General features: G+C 37.5%; 22 protein-coding genes. 6 read left to right on the top strand and 16 right to left on the bottom strand.

Annotated features, from left to right (window positions below):
• Position 1 precedes the first annotated feature (1 nt).
• From QFZ28_RS10105 to QFZ28_RS10055, 11 genes are all read right to left on the bottom strand, one after another.
• On the bottom strand, positions 2 to 997 hold the full coding sequence (locus QFZ28_RS10105) for a hypothetical protein (RefSeq protein ID WP_307194509.1): 996 nt from the start codon (positions 995 to 997) through the stop codon (positions 2 to 4).
• Positions 994 to 1,371, bottom strand: coding sequence for a hypothetical protein (locus tag QFZ28_RS10100; protein ID WP_307194508.1), 378 nt, complete (start codon positions 1,369 to 1,371; stop codon positions 994 to 996). The genes QFZ28_RS10105 and QFZ28_RS10100 overlap by 4 nt, the downstream gene beginning before the upstream one ends.
• Before the next feature lie 12 nt (positions 1,372 to 1,383).
• Positions 1,384 to 1,887 carry a cytochrome c-type biogenesis protein gene (locus QFZ28_RS10095; protein ID WP_307194507.1) on the bottom strand — a complete coding sequence of 168 codons (504 nt, stop codon included), beginning with the start codon at positions 1,885 to 1,887 and terminating at the stop codon, positions 1,384 to 1,386.
• Between the two features lies 1 nt (position 1,888).
• Positions 1,889 to 3,871 carry a heme lyase CcmF/NrfE family subunit gene (locus tag QFZ28_RS10090; RefSeq protein WP_307194506.1) on the bottom strand — a complete coding sequence of 661 codons (1,983 nt, stop codon included), beginning with the start codon at positions 3,869 to 3,871 and terminating at the stop codon, positions 1,889 to 1,891.
• A gap of 25 nt (positions 3,872 to 3,896) precedes the next feature.
• A complete protein-coding gene (locus tag QFZ28_RS10085; RefSeq protein WP_307194505.1) occupies positions 3,897 to 4,352 on the bottom strand; it encodes a cytochrome c maturation protein CcmE in 456 nt (151 codons plus the stop codon).
• A gap of 13 nt (positions 4,353 to 4,365) precedes the next feature.
• Positions 4,366 to 5,412, bottom strand: coding sequence for a hypothetical protein (locus QFZ28_RS10080; protein ID WP_307194504.1), 1,047 nt, complete (start codon positions 5,410 to 5,412; stop codon positions 4,366 to 4,368).
• 214 nt (positions 5,413 to 5,626) lie between these two features.
• Positions 5,627 to 6,280, bottom strand: a complete 654-nt coding sequence (locus tag QFZ28_RS10075) for a c-type cytochrome (RefSeq protein WP_307194503.1) — start codon at positions 6,278 to 6,280, stop codon at positions 5,627 to 5,629.
• A gap of 10 nt (positions 6,281 to 6,290) precedes the next feature.
• Positions 6,291 to 6,740: a PCYCGC motif-containing (lipo)protein gene (locus tag QFZ28_RS29735; protein WP_373428056.1), complete on the bottom strand. Its 450-nt coding sequence runs from the start codon at positions 6,738 to 6,740 to the stop codon at positions 6,291 to 6,293.
• A 187-nt stretch (positions 6,741 to 6,927) separates the two neighbouring features.
• Positions 6,928 to 7,485, bottom strand: coding sequence for an elongation factor P (gene efp, locus QFZ28_RS10065; RefSeq protein ID WP_306073436.1), 558 nt, complete (start codon positions 7,483 to 7,485; stop codon positions 6,928 to 6,930).
• A 20-nt stretch (positions 7,486 to 7,505) separates the two neighbouring features.
• Positions 7,506 to 8,567, bottom strand: coding sequence for a M24 family metallopeptidase (locus QFZ28_RS10060; protein ID WP_307194502.1), 1,062 nt, complete (start codon positions 8,565 to 8,567; stop codon positions 7,506 to 7,508).
• A 105-nt stretch (positions 8,568 to 8,672) separates the two neighbouring features.
• The gene (locus tag QFZ28_RS10055) at positions 8,673 to 9,170 is read right to left on the bottom strand and encodes a YqhR family membrane protein (RefSeq protein WP_307194501.1); all 498 of its coding nucleotides are present in this window, start codon (positions 9,168 to 9,170) and stop codon (positions 8,673 to 8,675) included.
• A gap of 339 nt (positions 9,171 to 9,509) precedes the next feature.
• On the opposite strand from QFZ28_RS10055, the gene QFZ28_RS10050 reads away from it, so the two are divergent.
• A complete protein-coding gene (locus QFZ28_RS10050) occupies positions 9,510 to 9,899 on the top strand; it encodes an SA1362 family protein (protein ID WP_307194500.1) in 390 nt (129 codons plus the stop codon).
• A gap of 23 nt (positions 9,900 to 9,922) precedes the next feature.
• On the opposite strand, the gene QFZ28_RS10045 is transcribed toward QFZ28_RS10050, so the two are convergent.
• Positions 9,923 to 10,807 (bottom strand): patatin-like phospholipase family protein, encoded by an 885-nt coding sequence (locus QFZ28_RS10045; protein WP_307194499.1) that lies wholly within the window; start codon positions 10,805 to 10,807, stop codon positions 9,923 to 9,925.
• A gap of 88 nt (positions 10,808 to 10,895) precedes the next feature.
• Entirely contained in the window at positions 10,896 to 11,921 is a 1,026-nt protein-coding gene (gene splB / locus QFZ28_RS10040; RefSeq protein ID WP_307194498.1) for a spore photoproduct lyase, read from the bottom strand.
• Between the two features lie 198 nt (positions 11,922 to 12,119).
• Here splB and QFZ28_RS10035 point away from each other — a divergent pair, with 198 nt between their 5' ends.
• From QFZ28_RS10035 to QFZ28_RS10015, 5 genes are read left to right on the top strand one after another with little or no spacing between them, the layout of a single operon-like run.
• A complete protein-coding gene (locus tag QFZ28_RS10035; protein ID WP_307194497.1) occupies positions 12,120 to 12,278 on the top strand; it encodes a heavy-metal-associated domain-containing protein in 159 nt (52 codons plus the stop codon).
• Complete coding sequence (locus QFZ28_RS10030; protein ID WP_307194496.1) at positions 12,262 to 12,420, top strand: hypothetical protein; 159 nt, start codon at positions 12,262 to 12,264, stop codon at positions 12,418 to 12,420. Before QFZ28_RS10035 ends, QFZ28_RS10030 begins: the two co-directional genes overlap by 17 nt.
• Positions 12,405 to 12,845, top strand: coding sequence for a sulfite exporter TauE/SafE family protein (locus QFZ28_RS10025; protein WP_307194495.1), 441 nt, complete (start codon positions 12,405 to 12,407; stop codon positions 12,843 to 12,845). The genes QFZ28_RS10030 and QFZ28_RS10025 overlap by 16 nt, the downstream gene beginning before the upstream one ends.
• Before the next feature lie 10 nt (positions 12,846 to 12,855).
• Positions 12,856 to 13,239 carry a hypothetical protein gene (locus QFZ28_RS10020; protein ID WP_307194494.1) on the top strand — a complete coding sequence of 128 codons (384 nt, stop codon included), beginning with the start codon at positions 12,856 to 12,858 and terminating at the stop codon, positions 13,237 to 13,239.
• Positions 13,240 to 13,245: 6 nt separating this feature from the next.
• A complete protein-coding gene (locus QFZ28_RS10015; protein WP_307194493.1) occupies positions 13,246 to 13,449 on the top strand; it encodes a hypothetical protein in 204 nt (67 codons plus the stop codon).
• 210 nt (positions 13,450 to 13,659) lie between these two features.
• Here the strand turns inward: QFZ28_RS10015 and QFZ28_RS10010 are convergent, their stop codons facing one another.
• The 3 genes from QFZ28_RS10010 to QFZ28_RS10000 all read right to left on the bottom strand — a co-directional run bounded on the left by QFZ28_RS10010 (position 13,660) and on the right by QFZ28_RS10000 (position 17,265).
• Positions 13,660 to 16,074, bottom strand: a complete 2,415-nt coding sequence (locus QFZ28_RS10010; protein ID WP_307194492.1) for a heavy metal translocating P-type ATPase — start codon at positions 16,072 to 16,074, stop codon at positions 13,660 to 13,662.
• 84 nt (positions 16,075 to 16,158) lie between these two features.
• On the bottom strand, positions 16,159 to 16,365 hold the full coding sequence (gene copZ / locus QFZ28_RS10005) for a copper chaperone CopZ (RefSeq protein ID WP_307194491.1): 207 nt from the start codon (positions 16,363 to 16,365) through the stop codon (positions 16,159 to 16,161).
• A gap of 165 nt (positions 16,366 to 16,530) precedes the next feature.
• The gene (locus QFZ28_RS10000) at positions 16,531 to 17,265 is read right to left on the bottom strand and encodes an urease accessory protein UreH domain-containing protein (protein WP_307194490.1); all 735 of its coding nucleotides are present in this window, start codon (positions 17,263 to 17,265) and stop codon (positions 16,531 to 16,533) included.
• Positions 17,266 to 17,285 lie beyond the last annotated feature (20 nt).

The raw sequence follows: 17,285 nt of genomic DNA, 5'->3' as shown, positions 1-17,285 counted from the left end.
GCTACTCTACAAATTGGCGTAAATTCATTTTTACTTGAACTAAATGCTGTTTATAAGCAGCCAATTTAGCTTGATAATCCTCTTCAGTCATATTTCCATCACCGAAGTTTTCTTCTAATTCAAGGATTTTATCCATAATCGCCTTTTGCTTCGCCATAAGGTTTTTAAATGCTGATTCTGCCTTATCCGCTCCAAGCCTCTTTTCTTCCGCCCTAGCCTTCATTCTAAAATAGGTAAAATAACATAATGCTGCGATAATAATGGCAGCCATGACAATTAAGAAAACATGTGGATCCCAGCTGCGCAGCGGAGATTGTGACCACATGCGAAGATGACCAGGATTATGGAAAGCAGGTGCGGTTTTGGTTACATTTCCACTTGTTTCACTTGCTCCCTGTTCTGAAGAACCTTGGGCCGCGGTTGCGGATGGCTGTTTATCTTTGTCATAAATCATGGTAAAAGCTTGCTTTGCTTGGATGCCTTCAACGCTGTAGCCCTGATAATTTTGATCATCCATTTTGAAAAGACCTTGATTCGTTGCCGTAACATTTTTAAATTGAATGCTGCCCATTCCCTCAGGTACAAGAATTTGCATCATTTGAATAGGATAGTCCAAGCTCAGGTTAATTTCCTCGCCCTTTGCGATTCTGTAGCTGTATGGCAAAACAACTGTCTGATTGGCTGGGATAGGATCTGTTGTGATGAAACCTGAATCAACCTGTTTTTGAGCAATTTTATTATCTAAAAAGGTAAATCCTATTGCTCCTGTCGGGATAGTGACATTCAGAACTGCACCACCCGTGCCGTCGCCTTTAAATACCTCTGCAGTTGTATTGGTATAGTTCACCATATTCATCATATTGGTTGAACCATCTTCCGCAGGGCTAACGACGAGATAATGCATATCGACTGATATCGCTGATTCTGTAGCCGCCATTCCATTGATAGGAATAAGCAGCAACAGCCCAAGGAGGAAAACGGTGATTTTCTTAATCACTTACCTTCCCCCTTTTTATTTTGATAACTCTTTATTGAAGCTTCGATTTCACTTTCGATTTCAGCCATTAAATCCTTATCGATTGTCTGAGAAGTCATTTGCTCTTCTTCATCCTTGATAATGCTGACGACTTGGGCTTCATATTGTTTCTTTAGGTTTTTGTAATCTGCGTGAGAAATTTTATCCATTTTGTATTCAAACTCTAGCTCGTTGAGAGTGGATAATAGCATTTCTTTATTCGTTGCTGAATCTTGACCCTTGTTTGCAAAACTTAAATATGAATCCCAAGAAAAGAAAGGGGCTAGAACGAGAAATAAACAAATGAGCACAAGTGCAGCTGTAAAAATCAGGGGAATGATCGAGATTTCTTGCATTATGTTCACATCCTAAAGGTACTTTTTGCGTTCTTCTTCAATCATAGATGAGAGGATTTCCTCTTCCACTTCATCCCTATCACTTTCGTTGTCTGGGGTTAATTCTTCTGTTCCTTTTTTCTTCACCCATTTACGAACGATGAAGAATATCGCTACCCCTGCAATTGCTAAAACTGCAAATGGCAGTACCCAAGCAACTAAACTGAACCCACTTTTCTCTGGTGCAGTTAAAATTTCTTCACCGTAAATATTAACGTAGTATTCACGAATTTTATCCTTATCCCAGCCCTTGTTCATCATTTCAACAATGTCTTCTTTAAAGCCAATTGTGAGATTACAAGTTTTTGGGTCACATTCAAAATGGTCCTGACCACAGCCGCATGTACACCTAAATTGGGACGCAGCTGCTTCAAATTCCTTAGATTTATAATCAAACTCTTGCGCTTTGACCTGGAAGATTGAAGCTTGAAAAATAAATGCAATCAGAAGGAGTCCAAAATAGATTTTACTTTTCACATTAAGACACCTCTTTGCGTACTCCTGTGTACCTTGGAGTAATATTTTGATATTTTCCATTCCAAACGGCAAATAGTGAGCCAATCACAATCATGAAAGATCCAATCCAAAGCCAAGTAATCATTGGGTTAATTTTTACAATAAAAGTTGCCTTTCCATTGTCTTCCCAATCACTTAAAACAACGTATAAATCCTCTTTTAAGGATGAAATTAGTCCGACTTCTGATGATGGCTGATCCCAGTTTCCATAAAATACTTTCTCAGGTTGAATACTTCCAATACGCTTACCATTCTTGAAAACAGTCATTTCTGCATAAACGATATCATTGATACCTTCTTTTTTCTGGTCTAGGCGTTCGTAATTGATTCGATAATCCCTCAATTCAATGGAATCACCTAAGTTCACTGTTTTCATCGTTTGTACGTCATAGTTTTGTGAGCCGATAATTCCCATTGCGATAAACGCTATACCGATATGAACAATATAACCACCATATCTTCGACGGTTTTTAGTCATTAAGCGATAGAGTGAGAGATAAATCTTTTCATTTGTCATTTTTCTACGTGCTTTGACACCACGGTAAAACTCTAGGAAGTGAGTGATAAATAGTAGAACAATAAGGCCAAATCCAATTACTGCCCAGGCTTTTTGGATTCCTAGTACAACCATTAGCGCCATCGCTGCTACAGCAAGGATTGCTGGAATTAAAAAGTTTTTCTTTAAGTTCTTTAGCGAAGACCTTTGCCATGCCAGCAGCGGACAAACGGCCATTAAAAACATCATTGATAATAAAATTGGCGCTTGAACAGTATTAAAGAATGGCATACCTACTGTAACCTTCGTACCACGTACAGCTTCCGATACTAGTGGGAATACTGTTCCCCAAAATACACCAAATGCCGATCCCACCAACAATAAGTTATTAATTAAGAAACTGCTCTCTTTTGAAATATATGAATTGAATTCTCCTGCACTGCGTTTTAGTAAATTGTAACGGCTCATTAGCACATATAAGGCACCAATTACCATAACACCCATAAAGATTAAGAAGTATAGTCCTAGATTTGAATTAGCAAATGCATGAACGGAAGTTAAAACACCGCTTCGAACAAGGAATGTACCAAATAATGTTAGCGCATAAGAAGTAATAATTAAGCCTATGTTCCAGATCTTTAACATGTTTTTTCGTTCTTGAATCATCACTGAATGTAAGAACGCAGTTGCCGTTAACCATGGCATAAAGGAAGCATTTTCAACCGGATCCCATGCCCAATAGCCGCCCCATCCTAACTCAACGTATGCCCACTGACCGCCGAAGATATTACCTAAACTCAAAAACAACCAAGCTATTATCGTCCAGCGTCTTGTCATCTTAATCCAGAAATCATCAACGTTTTTCAATAAAAGTGCTGCCATTGCATAGGCGAATGGGATAGCCAGTCCTACATATCCAAGGTAAAGTGTTACTGGATGGATAATCATACCAGGATTTTGCAGCATTGGATTTAAGCCATGGCCCTCAATTGGAACTTGATCCAATAAAACGAAAGGTTTAGCAACAAACCCTAGGATTAAAAAGAAGAATACGATATTTCCTAATAGGATTGCGGAAATATATGGTACCATTGGGTTTCCTCTCATTTTTCTTGAGAAGGAAACCATTACGGTGTAAAGAACTAAGAAGAAAGTCCATAATAACAAGGAGCCTGAATTACCAGCCCATAATGCTGTAAGCTTATAAATAACTGGAAGCTCACTGCTCGTGTAATCAGTAACGTATTCATATTGAAATTGTGATGTGGCTAGTAAGTAGAATAAAGAAAACATCGCCATTGAGGCACAAACTAGAATACCAATGACCCCGCCTTTTCCACTATTAATTAATTTTTGATTCTTCGTACTGATCCCCAATGTGATTATGAGGAGTGAATAGATTGCAAGTGCTAAGCCTAAGTAAATTGTTGCGTTAGCAAATAAGTACATATCGTCACCTTCTTATTGTTTTGCCTCATCGTTCCTGCGTTGGTGGCTGATCTAATAACTTTTTATGTGCTTCAGGATCATAATTTTCTATATCTTCACCCTCGTATTTAGAAGGACATCTTGTTTTAACGGTTTCAGCAACAAACGTATCTTTCTTAGTAGGTGCGCCTTGGAGGATAACAATAACACCTTCAGAGAAGTTATCTGGTCTTGTTCCATTATGAATAACATGCATTAAGTTACCGTCGTTATCTTTTAAATCAAACTTCAATTCAATTTTATCTGGGTTCCATTTAATAGATTCTTCGATTAATAGACCTTCAACAGTTACAAAATCATCTTTATGCTTTTCTTGGTTCACCAAAAGCTCCTTCATGGTTAATTCAATACCGCTTGATCCTGGTGTTGCTGCCATAAGTAAGAAAACAATAGCCCCGGCGATAATAAATCCGCCAATCATAACAATTGTGTTCTTTTTCATCCCATTCACCCCATTAAATTAAATTTTTCATTTCCTCATCATATGTTTCTTGATCAATTTTTCCATTTAGAAGTTTCTTACGTAATTCTTTTTTATCGTCAACACTGATAGATTTAATCTCTTTTTTTACAGGCTGCTTTTTTGGATGATGATTTGTTGCTTTGGAACTTGAAGCTTTAGGTGCAGACTGTGATTTTCCCTTTAAACCTAAGTAAACAAACACACCAGCAATGATAATGGCGATTCCAATTACGATTGCACCGCCCATTCCAATTAGAGGACGGTCGCCGCCGGATCCCCCGGAAATTTGATCTGTTGCAGTACCATTAACACTAGCGTGGTTTTCATCATTAGGCGGTTGTTTCTCATTGATAGCGTCTAACGTTGATTTAAAACCATCTTTTTGGTAGGAGAAAGTATATTTATAGCTTTCACCAGCTTTTACATCTTTGTATTGATAGTAGAATAGCTCTTCACCATATTCACTTTTTGTATTATTTGGTGCCTTAGGCTCTAAGGTAATCTCTTTTGCCTCCATGGGGGCATAAAAGATTACATCCAGTGTTCCAATTTCTGTATGGTTGCTATATTCGTATGTAAAGCTTCTTTTGTCCTTTACCTCTACTGCACTGGTATAGTACTCCACTACGAATCTATAAGTTTCATTATTCTTAATTGCTTTTGAAGGTTTCCATGAAATCATTCCCTTTTCGATATCAACATCAAATGGCCGCTGCACTTCTGGCTTATTGTCTTCAGGAAATTCAGCAACTAAGTATGCTTGAAAGCCTTTTTCACTAGCAGGAACAGCTATTTCAACCTTTCCATCAAAATCCTGTCCACTCTTGTTTGTAAAAGTTCCATACTGCCCCACTAGTAATGACGGGGTATCTTTTGCCCAGCCTTCAGGGTAATCAAACTCTGGCATTACTTGAATTTGCATATCAGTATAAGGAAACTTTTCGGGCTGAAAGGTGGTTTCGGCATATGCGTTTGGAATGATAAAACTAGATAAAAATGATGTAATTACAAATAAAGCCAACAACTTTTTTTTAAACATGTTAATCCTCCTTGATCTCCTATAAAAAGCTATTTTTCACTATAGCCCTCTTTGAAATAAATATAATATTAATCATCTATGTATAGTTGATTCACATTTGAACATTTTGTAAAAGGGGAGAAACCGTTACGTTTTCGTCAAAATTTGACCACAAATTGTTCACATTTGCCGATCTATCTAAAAAAACCCTGAATCCGAAGATTCAGGGTTTTTTTTATTTTCCTTCTAATGAACGTATATACGACACAATATCTGAAATTTCTTTTTCTTTGAGCTGTCTTACTCCGTCAAGTCCTTTTAGTGAAGCTGCCATTCTAGTATCATCACGACCATAAGCTGTTCCAATCCATATCTGCTTGTCAGTGGTGTATTTCAGGTATTGCGGATTTGAAAGAGCTGTCCCCATTTTTAATTTACCCGCACCCGCCTCTCCATGACAGTTGATGCAGTACAAATTATATAGTTTCTCACCGTTAATAGGATTACCGGCAATGGTTTTAGGGACTTCAAACTCAATTTCTTTAGACTGCCAATTCCTAATATAAGCAACAACATTATTTAATTCTTTCTCTGTAAGTCTTGGTCCATAGCTAGGCATACCAGTACCTTCTCTGCCGAATTTAACACTGTTATAAATGTCTTTGTCGCTTACAGAATTTAAGTATTGTTGGTTGTTTATGGCAACACCAGCATTTTTACCTTCACCTTTACCATTGTCTCCATGACAAATCAGGCACTGCTTTTGATAAACTTTTTCACCTGCAGCAACTGCTTTTGCATTCTCGCTGCTAAAAATACCACTATTAAAAATACAGATAATAATCCCAATAATGATGATGATGTAAAGGCCGTATAATATTTTTTTCATTGGCTATCCCTTACTTAGGTTCTGGTGTCGGAGTTGGCTCCCCAAAATCTTGATATTTGGTAGTAATCAGGTCATATATTTTCTTAGGGCTTTTCCCGTCAAGATGCATTTCTACCGCCTCCCGGGCGATATCTATACAGACGTCTCACGATATACTCATTGAATCCCAGCCGGTAACGGCCTTATCTTCTCCAAATGAATCAATATAACAATCCAAATTACTCTCATGTCCATCTTGTGCATAACATCCGCAATAGCAAGGTACACCTGCTACGACCTCTGGATAGTTTGATACCATTGCATATGTTTCCTGAATTAAATCAGAAGAATTCAAAACATAATCTGGTAGTGGTAAATGTTTTTTATCTAGAGTTACATTTATTTCTTTCGAACTGCTGCAGGCTGCTAATAATAGACCAATAGCGGTAATTAGAAACAATAGAGATAGTATTTTTTTCATGTTCTGTGTCACCCCTTTTGCTTAAATGATGTAATTCTATTTTTATTTTAGCAAAAACTAATCAAATGAATTGAAAGTAAATATTACTATTTAGTGAAGTTTTCACAATAAAGAAAGTAATAAAGTTACCTGCCTAAAATCAAGCATAAAAAAACTAAGACCCATTGGCCTTAGTTTTTTGAAGACATTACGCACGAGAAACATAGGAAGCTTCTGTAGTATTAATAATTAATTTATCTCCTTGGTTAACGAAGAATGGCACTTGAACAGTAAGGCCAGTTTCAAGAGTAGCTGACTTGGTGCCGCCTGAAGAAGTGTCACCTTTAATTCCTGGTTCCGTATCAGTAACTTCTAGTACAACAGTGTTTGGCAGTTCCACACCGAGTGTTTCATGACCGAACATCATGATATGAACTTCCATGTTTTCTTTTAAAAACTTTAGTTCATATTCAATATTGCTAGCTGGAAGCTCTACTTGTTCGTAAGATTCCATATCCATGAACACATGCTGATCACCGCTGGCATATAGGTATTGCATTTTACGGTTATCAATTTGGGCTTTTTCAACTTTTTCACCCGCACGGAATGTTTTCTCTTGGATTGCTCCATTACGTAGGTTACGAAGCTTTGAACGAACAAATGCCGCGCCTTTCCCTGGTTTTACGTGTTGGAAATCAAGAACGCGCCAAAGCCCGCCGTCCACTTCAATTGTTAGACCTGTTTTAAAATCATTAACAGAAATCATGTTTTATCCTCCTATGTCTATTACAAAATAATAAGTTCTTTTGTAGAATGAGTAAAAGCTTCGTTATGGTCCTGCGTAATGAGAGTATCATCTTCAATCCGAACCCCGCCAAGTCCTGGCAGATAGATACCTGGTTCAACTGTTACAATCATGCCTGGTTCAAGAACAAGATCGGAACGGAAAGAAAGAGCCGGACCTTCATGGACCTCAAGTCCAATACCATGCCCGGTAGAATGCCCAAAATAATCTCCATAACCTTTTTCCGTTATGTAATCTCTTGTTAGTGCATCTGCTTCTTTTCCTGTCATTCCAGGCTTAATACCAGCCATTCCCCTCAATTGGGCTTCTAGAACGATGTCGTATATTTCCTTAAGCTTCGCTTCAGGTTCACCTACTGCCACTGTTCTAGTGATATCTGATACATAGCCGTCATAATAAGCACCAAAATCTAAAGTTACAAAATCTCCTTTTTCAATCACCTTATCGCTTGCAACTCCATGCGGGAGAGCAGAGCGGTGCCCAGAAGCAACAATGATATCAAAGGAAGAAGAAGTTGCGCCTGCCTTTCTCATAAAGAACTCTAATTCATTGGATACTTCAAGCTCCGTTTTTCCTGGTCGAATAAAATCCAATATATGCTTAAAAGCAGCATCGGCAATATCTGCTGCTACCTTTAATATCTTAATCTCTGCTTCTGTCTTAATCAAGCGTAATTTTTCTATAACACCTGAAACAGGAACAAGTTCTGCATCGAGTTCTTTTTCATAAGCTTTATAAGTGGAAAATGTTACATGATCTTCTTCAAAACCAAGCTTTTTAATTCCAAGGTTTTTTGCTTGCTTCGCTACTTCTTCGAAAAAACTTCCAGTCATTTTGACAACTTCATACCCTTGACATTGGTTTGAAGCTTGTTCGACATATCGGAAATCAGTAATAAATTGTGCTTTAGAAGCACTGATGAGAACTGCCCCAGCTGTACCTGTAAAGTTTGTCATATAACGACGGTTAAATTGACTTGTAATTAAAAACCCATCAATTCCATATAAAGAAAAACTTGATCTTAATTTATCTATCTTTTCCATCGTCTCCCACTCTCCCGTATGTAATCCAGTAACAAATTAAATTCCTATTGTAATAAGATCAAAAATAATTTTATCACATCTCAGTCTATAAAGACTAATAAAGCGTTAAGAGGCTGTCTCATTTTCTTCCTTATGATTAATTTCATACTCATAGTTAATCGAATAGCCAATAAATAATCCATATACCAAATATAAGCATATAGTGGTAATAACGGTATTACGACTCAGGTCTAAAAATGGTTTTATTCCTGGAAAAATCGGATTTAAGACCAGGTACACTAGCAAAAAGAGCACAATTCCAAATCCTAAGCCTAACCAAATTCCATTGTATTTTTTTAGTACCAGGGAATAAAGAAATGCTGCACCGACCGAAAGGACCCCAAGTAAAATGATAGAAATGACTGTCCCAAGCCATTCATTTTTCCAGTTTCCCAGCGCCCAAGGCCCTAATATTACGTTTGGACGAATTTCAGTGAAATTAAAATAGTATGCTAAAAAACCGATTGTCCCCCAAAATAGACCTCCAAATAATCCAGTCCAGAAAACTACGACAGCAAAAGACATTGGTTTTGGATAATTTGATTTTTTCGATCCATTAGCCATAATAATCTACCCCCTCAATATCTGTTTTTTACTTTTAAAAAATAATTCAGCAGAATTCCACCATATTATGCCCTCTTGTTGCCAATCATTTGCATAGAAAAACTTTTTAATTGGAAAAATTATGTCTTCCTAGAGGTTTTTTAATGGTTGAAGTAGAATAAAATTAAGTACAAATTAATTTTTCAAAGTAAGATAAAAAATTTCTCTATATCTCCGGTATTAAGTCTTAAGAACTAACGGAGAGTGATAAATTATCCGCTTAAAATGGAAGAAATATCAAAAACATTATTATTTATGTGTTTAAAAAATTAAGAAAATGCTTATGATGCTTTTAGGGAGGTGGCTTTCTTGAAAAATCGGATTTCCGTTCCTTTGGTTGGCAGTGTTATTGTTTTAGGGATAATTGGCATTATTGGAGCTTTTGCAGGTGATCCTATCGGTTTTCTTAAGAATATCGTAGTGTTCGCATTGGTCGGTTTAGCCATTTATTTTGTTTTTAAACTAATTCGTAGATCAAATCCTAGGAATAAAGAGCAGCAGGCCTTTATTAAAGCAGCTAAAAAGTCCAAAAAACGATTGCAGACTAAAGGTGGAGAACAGTCTACAAAAAATTCATCCTTTGGTTCATTTACTTCTTTAAAGAAAAGCAAGACAAAAAAGAAATCACCTGTTCACTTAACAGTCATCGACGGCAAAAAAGGCAAAAAGAAAAATCGAGCGTCATTATAACGCTCGATTTTTTTTTGCTTGCATTAATAACACCATGACTTAAAGAACTTTTTAGCAGCCTCTCTGCCTAATTCAAACAATGCCTGTTTCTTTTCATCTGTCAGGTGGAACTCGATTGATAATGCTCCCTCAGAAGGAACAAAAATGATGTTTTTGGCATGTTTTCTAGATACATAACGTGAATCATGAGCATCCTTCATCGTTTCAAACAAAGCACCAAACATTTGAATTGCATTTGTAATTTTATGTTTCTCGTGCTCGTATTCATCTGCGCGTAATTTAATTCCGATCACAGGCCTTACCTTTTGAATATTTTCCCGGTCAAAAAGCCACATTGGGAAATTGCTTAATACCCCTCCATCAACAATCACATTTACTCCATCCATCGATTTTAATTTAACAGGCTCAAAAAAATAGGGAATACTGCAGCTCATTCTAACAGCTTTTGCGATTGAAAACGACTCAGGAGGAATACCGTATTGAACCAAATCGTCCGGAAGGACCATCAACCTGCCATTAGAGAGGTCGGATGCAATTATTCTTAAATTTTGAGGCGGCAAATCGGAAAATGTTCTAACACCTTTTGCTGCTAATTTTTCTTCAATCCACTTTTCCAACTCATTCCCTTTATATAAACCCAACTTCCAATATACGAAAAGCCATTTAGCCAATGGAAAAGGAATAATCATTTTTCGGGCATCGAGGAACTTTGTTAAATCCAGGTCATCAAGAAGTTGTTCCATCTCACTGCTGCGATAGCCAGCTGCAATGAATGCAGCAACAATGGAACCAGCACTCGTTCCGGCAACCCGCTCGAATTGAAAACCTCTTCTTTCAATTTCTTGAATTGCCCCAATTAGGGCAAATCCTTTAATTCCTCCTCCAGAAAAAACACCGTCTATTTTCATGGGCAGCCACTCCTAAAGGTGTACTCATTGTTACATCTTTAAGCAGCAGGAAACCAAAATAGTACGGTGTACAAGTAAAAAATATTTTTTATGTGAAGTATTCAATAGTAGCGTTTGGAAAATATTCGCCAATATAGTTCCGAATGGTCGTTTCTAACTCGTTCGCTTCTTCAGTTGGATAGACATATTTGCCAATGCCATAGCGTCCCCATTTATATTTTCGCTTTTCCTCATCCATTTCAAGCTTGGTTTTAGGATACCTTTTTGCTATCACGTTTTTGGCTGGCTTTGTAAACCGGTGTTGGATAAGTTCAAACGTCAAATCCGGTATTTCTAAGCCTGCCAATTCATCACTTAAACGTGCAAATAGTTCACGATAGCCTTCCTGCCAATCTTCATGTAAATAAATAGGAGCAACGATAAATCCTAAAGGATATTTTGCCTTTGCGACCTTTCTTGCGGCTGCCAAACGCTCTTCAAAGGAAGAGGTACCAGGCTCAAAGTTCTTAATCACATAACGAGAATTAACACTAAAACGGAATCTTGTCCTTTCATTGTGATTGGCGTCAAGCAGATGGTCAACATGATGGAACTTTGTTACAAACCTCAGCAGGCCAAATTCCGATTGTCCGATAAATTCGATTGTTTTCTTCAGTGAATGTGTTAAATGATCTAATCCCACTATGTCCGAGGTACAAGCAGCTTCAAATCGAGTGATCTCTGGCTTCCGCTCATCCATGTATTTTTGGGCTTGTTCAAAAATATCCTCCAGGTTTACATAGGTTCGAATATACGGCTTGCTTCCAAGTGTTGTTTGTAAATAGCAGTAATGGCAATGCCCCATACAGCCAGTTGCCAATGGAATGGCATATTCGGCTGAAGGTTTGGATGTATCAAACTTCAATGTTTTTCTAATTCCTACAACAAGTGTTGATTTTGCATTTCTATATTTTTGATTTTCATTTTCCCCGGGCAAATCACGGATTTGGTTATGGGAGGTAGTTTCACGAATTTCAAGATTCAATTTTTCAAATTTCTCTTTTAGTTCTCTTCCAAGAGGATATTCCAATGCTCTTGGTTCAAAGTAAACTAATTGAGGCATAAAAGGTTCCAAATTGTTTTCCTCATTTCAATCTGTTTTTTATTAGTATGAGCAATTTTTAATTATTAACAAGGTTCATAATTTGTTTATATTTTGTCTACAAATTGTTCACTTTAGTACTCTCTTTCTTCATATCATCAACACAAAAGTTCTCTATACTCTAGCTATTATTTTAGTAGGTTTTATTAACACGTAAAGGTAGGGAACTTTATGAGTATAAAAAGAGAAAGCATAAAGGTGTATGAAATGACCTGTACATCTTGTGAGAAGCGGGTTGAGAAAACAGTAAAAAAATTAGCTGGGGTTCTCGGTGTAAAGGCTAATTTTAGCGGTCAATTTGCGGAAATTGACTATGATAATACGATTTAAAAAAATTAAAAATGCTATACAAAGTGCAGGTTATAGCACTGAAAACCCTAAAGAATTTAAGTTTATTGGCATTATGATTGCTGTAGCAGCCGTTGTGTTACTAGGTATCAACACTGGAATTACGATATGGAATCACAACTAAATACTGCTTCTTACGCTGTATTATTTGTAGTTGGAGTGATTACTTCGATCCATTGTGTGGGGATGTGCGGTGGAATCATGCTTTCGCAAAGTATCGGAAAAGAAAGCAAGAACAAATTTGAGGCAATAAAACCAGCACTTTTATATAACGCTGGAAGAGTGGTCGCATATACGGTACTAGGCGGGATAATTGGCGCTATTGGTTCAGTTTTCGCTCTGTCCCTAAGTGCTAAAGCGGGTTTGCAGTTATTTTCTGGTGTTTTCATGATTATAATGGCCTTTAATATGGCTGGTTTTAAGGCTTTTAGAAAACTCCAAATTAAATTGCCAAATGTGGCTTGTAGAGCATGGAACAGTCCCGCTCATGCTGACATTTGGAACATTATCAGGGTTATTGACCAAAGGATACACAAAAAAAATCCTTAAGTTTAGCGGTGTGTTAATAATTATGCTCGGTCTTATTATGAGTAACAGAGGGCTTGCCTTAGCTGGCATGAATATCAGTTCAATGGCTATTATGTCTAGTGTGGGAGCCTTCGGTGATACAAACGCCTCATCATCCTCATCCGATGAGATTAAAGCAACTATTAAAGACGGGGTTCAGGTTTTAAATATGACTGCCAATGTTTATGGCTATAATCCAAAAACTCTTTATGTCCAAAAGGGAATGCCGCTTAAATGGGTTATTAATGGTGAAGAAATTACTGGCTGTAATAATACAATTGTAGTGCCGGATTTGGAAATTCAACAGAAGCTGCAAAGTGGAAATAATCTCATTGAATTCACACCAGGCAATGAAGATCTTAATTTTAGCTGCTAGATGGGAATGAAACGCGGAGTAATTAAAGTTGTAGATGACCTAAAAGCTATCACGGCTTCTAGCAGTGATGGAGACGGGATTGATTCTGCTGTTACTGCCCCCCCAGCAGAACCTGCTCAACCTTGTATCTACGGTGACGATTTAAGTAAGGTAGCGACAGAACGATTAGTAAAAAAAGCTCCAGCCCTTTTAATCCGGTTGGAAAGCTAGAAACATTATATCCTTCCTTTTCCAAATATCCTTTAATAACAGTTGATACACTTTGCTCGTCTTCAATCAGTAAGATATGATTCATCTTATTTCACCCGGCTTATTAAAATTGACACCTTATAAAATAAGTATAATAGTTACAGATAGTAAAAAATGTAAAAAAGGCTGACAATTATGTGTCAGCCTTCTTGTATTTATGAGGTTTTACATCTAGAGTTTTACTTTTTGTAATCGTAACGCATTTAGGACAACGGATACTGAACTGAATGCCATCGCAGCCCCGGCAAGCCAAGGTGCTAAGAACCCAAGTGCAGCGAATGGTATTCCCAGCGAATTATACGCGAGTGCCCAGAAAAGATTTTGTTTTATATTCGTAATGGTCTTCTTACTCATGAAAATGGCGTCTGCAATACTATTTAAATCCCCGCGAATAAGGGTGATGTCGGCGGCTTCCATCGCCACATCTGTTCCAGTTCCAATCGCCATCCCAATGTCTGCAACCGCCAGCGCCGGGGCATCGTTTATCCCATCACCGACCATTGCAACTTTCTTTCCTTGTTCCTGTAATTTCTTAATTTCGGCTGCTTTTCCCTCTGGAAGGACTTCCGCTATGACATGATCTATACCAGCTTGTTTGGCAATCGCTAAAGCGGTCTGCTGGTTATCACCAGTTATCATAATCACATCAAGCCCCATGGTTTTAAGGCGGTTAATCGCACCCTTTGAGGTATCCTTAATTGTATCGGCGACTGCAACGGTACCTGCATATTGACCGTTGATAGCTGCAAGCATGGCTGTCTTTCCAGCTCTTTCTAAGTCATCCATTTTTTTGAAAGCAGCAGCAGCATCGACATTATATTTATTCATTAATTTTCTTGTTCCAACTAATAATTCTTTACCATCAACCATTGCTTTAATGCCAAAGCCAGGAATCGCTTCAAATTCAGTAACATCTTTAAAAGTAATCCCCTTATCTTTTATCCCTTGGACAATTGCTTGTGCTAATGGATGCTCAGATTGCTTTTCAGCAGAACCTATCAATGATAAAATTTCTTCCTCGCTAAACATTGTGTCCGTGATTACATCCGTTAAAACAGGTGCACCATTTGTTACGGTCCCCGTTTTATCTAGTACAACAGTTGTAATTCGGTGGGTCATTTCTAAATGCTCTCCACCTTTAAAGAGAATCCCAAATTCTGCAGCTCTTCCCGATCCGGCCATAATAGACGTTGGTGTTGCTAATCCTAACGCACATGGACAGGCAATAACTAGGACAGCAATCATTTTTTCTAGTGCCTCTCCAAAGTTACCAGGCGTCACCCACACAAACCAGATAACAAAAGTAAGAATGGCGATTCCCACCACGATTGGTACAAACACACCAGATATTTGATCGGCAAGTCGTTGGATCGGTGCCTTTGAGCCTTGCGCTTCTTCAACCACTTTAATAATTTGTGCTAGTGCTGTATCTCTGCCAACCTTTTTTGCCTCAACCTTTAAGAAACCATTTTTGTTAAGTGTAGCTCCAATGACATGGTCACCGACTGACTTATCAACAGGAACACTTTCTCCAGTAAGCATGGACTCGTCAATGGCTGAATTTCCCTCGATAATTTTTCCATCTACAGGTATTTTTTCACCTGGCTTGATAAAAAGGATATCTCCAACAGCAACTTCTTCAAGTGGGATTACAAGTTCTTGCCCATTTCTTTCAACTGTAGCTGTTTTAGCTTGAAGCCCCATTAATTTTTTAATAGCCTCTGATGAACGACCTTTCGCTTTCGCCTCAAAAAGCTTCCCTAAAATAATTAAGGTAATTAATATGGAACTTGTTTCATAATAAAGCTCCACTCCATGTGCTTCTTCCATAAGGGACATAGTCGATAAATACAAACTGTAAAAATAGGCAGCAGATGTACCTAAAGCAACCAATACATCCATATTTGCACTCTTATTTCTGAGTGCCTTATAGGCTCCGATGTAAAACTGCGAACCAATAATAAACTGAACAGGTGTCGCTAATGCCAGCTGCACCCATGGATTCATAAATGCTTCCGGAACCCAAATAAAGGATGTAAATGAAAAGTGTCCAACCATTGCCCATAACAATGGTAGAGAAAGGATAGCTGAAAAAATAAACTTGCCTGTTTGCTTTTTAATTTCTTGTTGGCGGTGGTCACTTGTTTCCTTCACGTCTTCTTTCATATGAGCACCATAACCGAGCTTTTCAACTTTGCTAATGATGTCACTTGGTGTTAAAACAGAACCATTATATTCCACTGTAGCTTTTTCAAGTGCTAAATTCACATTTGCCTTAATAACACCATCTAATTTATTTAAGCCTTTTTCAATTCTTGTTGAGCACGCAGCACAGGTCATTCCAGTAATATCAAACTCCGCTTTTTCGGTAACAACGTCATAACCAAGGTCTCTTATCTTTTTTTCAATATCTTCGACCTTTAGTTTTTGTGGATCGTATTTAATAGCAGATTTTTCTAATGCAAGATTAACGGTTGCGTTCTCTACACCTTCTAATTTATTTAATCCCTTTTCAATCCTTAAGGCGCAAGCAGCACAGGTCATTCCAGAGATTTGTAAATTGGTTTCTTTTAAAGCTTGAGACATAAAAGTCACCCCTTTATACCCTATGTGGGTATATGTTATTTTAAAAAGAACGTGCTATTCATTAGCACGTATCTTTTCCTATTCTTACTCTACGTCGTAACCTTGATCATCAATAGTTTCTTTGATTTTATCTAGTGATACCTCTTGGTTGTTATATTCTACATCAACCGTATTCGCTTTTAAATTTACTTTTACAGAGCTTACTCCGTTTAGTTCACCAACACTGCCTTCAACTGCTTTTACACAATGATCACAAGACATTCCTTGTACGTTTAAAGTAACTTTTTCCATTTTATATACACCCTTTCGTAATGAACAATTTTATTTACCTATTATAAAGGTAAGGTTCTTAATTATATTTAACCATACCCCCCTACCCTATGTAAAGTCTTTTGAATTTTATTTTTTTAACTTTCACATTTTGTTCATAAAACCCCATTTTATCCAAGATTCCGGTTACAAGGACCAATAGGTTAGTGTATCAAATATGCCTAACAATATGATTAATACTCCAGAGACCCGTTGGATTGAAGCACCAAGCTTTTTGCCCTTTTTAATTAACAGGCCGCCGGCGCCTAAGTACCAAATAATTAATATAAATAGAATTAAAGGTAGTGCTGTACCAAAAGCAAATATCGATGGCAGGATGAAACCGTAGGAACTGGACAACGCAATTGGCATTAACGTAACAAAAAACAGAATAAACATCGTAGGACAAAAAGCAAGCGAGAAACTGAAACCAAGCATAAATGAACCAAATGGAGTTTCTTGTTCGTAGTCTTTAGAACCTTTAAATAATTTGATTGTTCCTTGTAGTTTTATCAATCCTACCATATACAAACCAACAATAATCAGCAGTGGTCCCATAATTTTGCGGATCCAAGGAAAATAAGAAATTAGACTATCTTGGATTTCTCTTCCTAATATCCAAACCAACCCACCTAATAATGAGAATACTGCGATTTTTCCTAATGTGAAGAAGAAAACGTCTTTCCATACAATTTTTTGTTGAAAGGAGCGGTTACCATACAGTGTTAAGGCACTGATATTTCCAGTAAGTTGACACGGTGCCAAAGCACCCACTATCCCGAGGAGAAGGGCAAAAATAATTGGCCATGACTCCAAGTTGTTGGCGATGATAAAGAACGGTTTGCTGACGAATGAACTAAATTGACTCAAGAGATTGTACATAGAATCACCTTATTTCTCAT

It is taken from the genome of Neobacillus niacini (assembly GCF_030817695.1).
Lineage (GTDB): Bacteria > Bacillota > Bacilli > Bacillales > Cytobacillaceae > Neobacillus > Neobacillus niacini_F.
The sequence above is the reverse complement of the archived record's forward strand: the minus strand, read 5'-3'. Positions and strand labels throughout refer to the sequence as shown.

Coding starts and splice junctions, on each gene's coding strand:
- QFZ28_RS10030 (WP_307194496.1), top strand. CDS start 12,262: ATGATAATACGATTTAAAAAAATTAAAAATGCTATACAAAGTGCAGGT.
- QFZ28_RS10085 (WP_307194505.1), bottom strand. CDS start 4,352: ATGAAAAAGAACACAATTGTTATGATTGGCGGATTTATTATCGCCGGG.
- QFZ28_RS10080 (WP_307194504.1), bottom strand. CDS start 5,412: ATGTTTAAAAAAAAGTTGTTGGCTTTATTTGTAATTACATCATTTTTA.
- QFZ28_RS10010 (WP_307194492.1), bottom strand. CDS start 16,074: ATGTCTCAAGCTTTAAAAGAAACCAATTTACAAATCTCTGGAATGACC.
- QFZ28_RS10060 (WP_307194502.1), bottom strand. CDS start 8,567: ATGGAAAAGATAGATAAATTAAGATCAAGTTTTTCTTTATATGGAATT.
- copZ (WP_307194491.1), bottom strand. CDS start 16,365: ATGGAAAAAGTTACTTTAAACGTACAAGGAATGTCTTGTGATCATTGT.
- QFZ28_RS10000 (WP_307194490.1), bottom strand. CDS start 17,265: ATGTACAATCTCTTGAGTCAATTTAGTTCATTCGTCAGCAAACCGTTC.
- QFZ28_RS10075 (WP_307194503.1), bottom strand. CDS start 6,280: ATGAAAAAAATATTATACGGCCTTTACATCATCATCATTATTGGGATT.
- QFZ28_RS10025 (WP_307194495.1), top strand. CDS start 12,405: ATGGAATCACAACTAAATACTGCTTCTTACGCTGTATTATTTGTAGTT.
- QFZ28_RS10100 (WP_307194508.1), bottom strand. CDS start 1,371: ATGCAAGAAATCTCGATCATTCCCCTGATTTTTACAGCTGCACTTGTG.
- efp (WP_306073436.1), bottom strand. CDS start 7,485: ATGATTTCTGTTAATGATTTTAAAACAGGTCTAACAATTGAAGTGGAC.
- QFZ28_RS10055 (WP_307194501.1), bottom strand. CDS start 9,170: ATGGCTAATGGATCGAAAAAATCAAATTATCCAAAACCAATGTCTTTT.
- QFZ28_RS10035 (WP_307194497.1), top strand. CDS start 12,120: ATGAGTATAAAAAGAGAAAGCATAAAGGTGTATGAAATGACCTGTACA.
- QFZ28_RS10090 (WP_307194506.1), bottom strand. CDS start 3,871: ATGTACTTATTTGCTAACGCAACAATTTACTTAGGCTTAGCACTTGCA.
- QFZ28_RS10015 (WP_307194493.1), top strand. CDS start 13,246: ATGAAACGCGGAGTAATTAAAGTTGTAGATGACCTAAAAGCTATCACG.
- QFZ28_RS10045 (WP_307194499.1), bottom strand. CDS start 10,807: ATGAAAATAGACGGTGTTTTTTCTGGAGGAGGAATTAAAGGATTTGCC.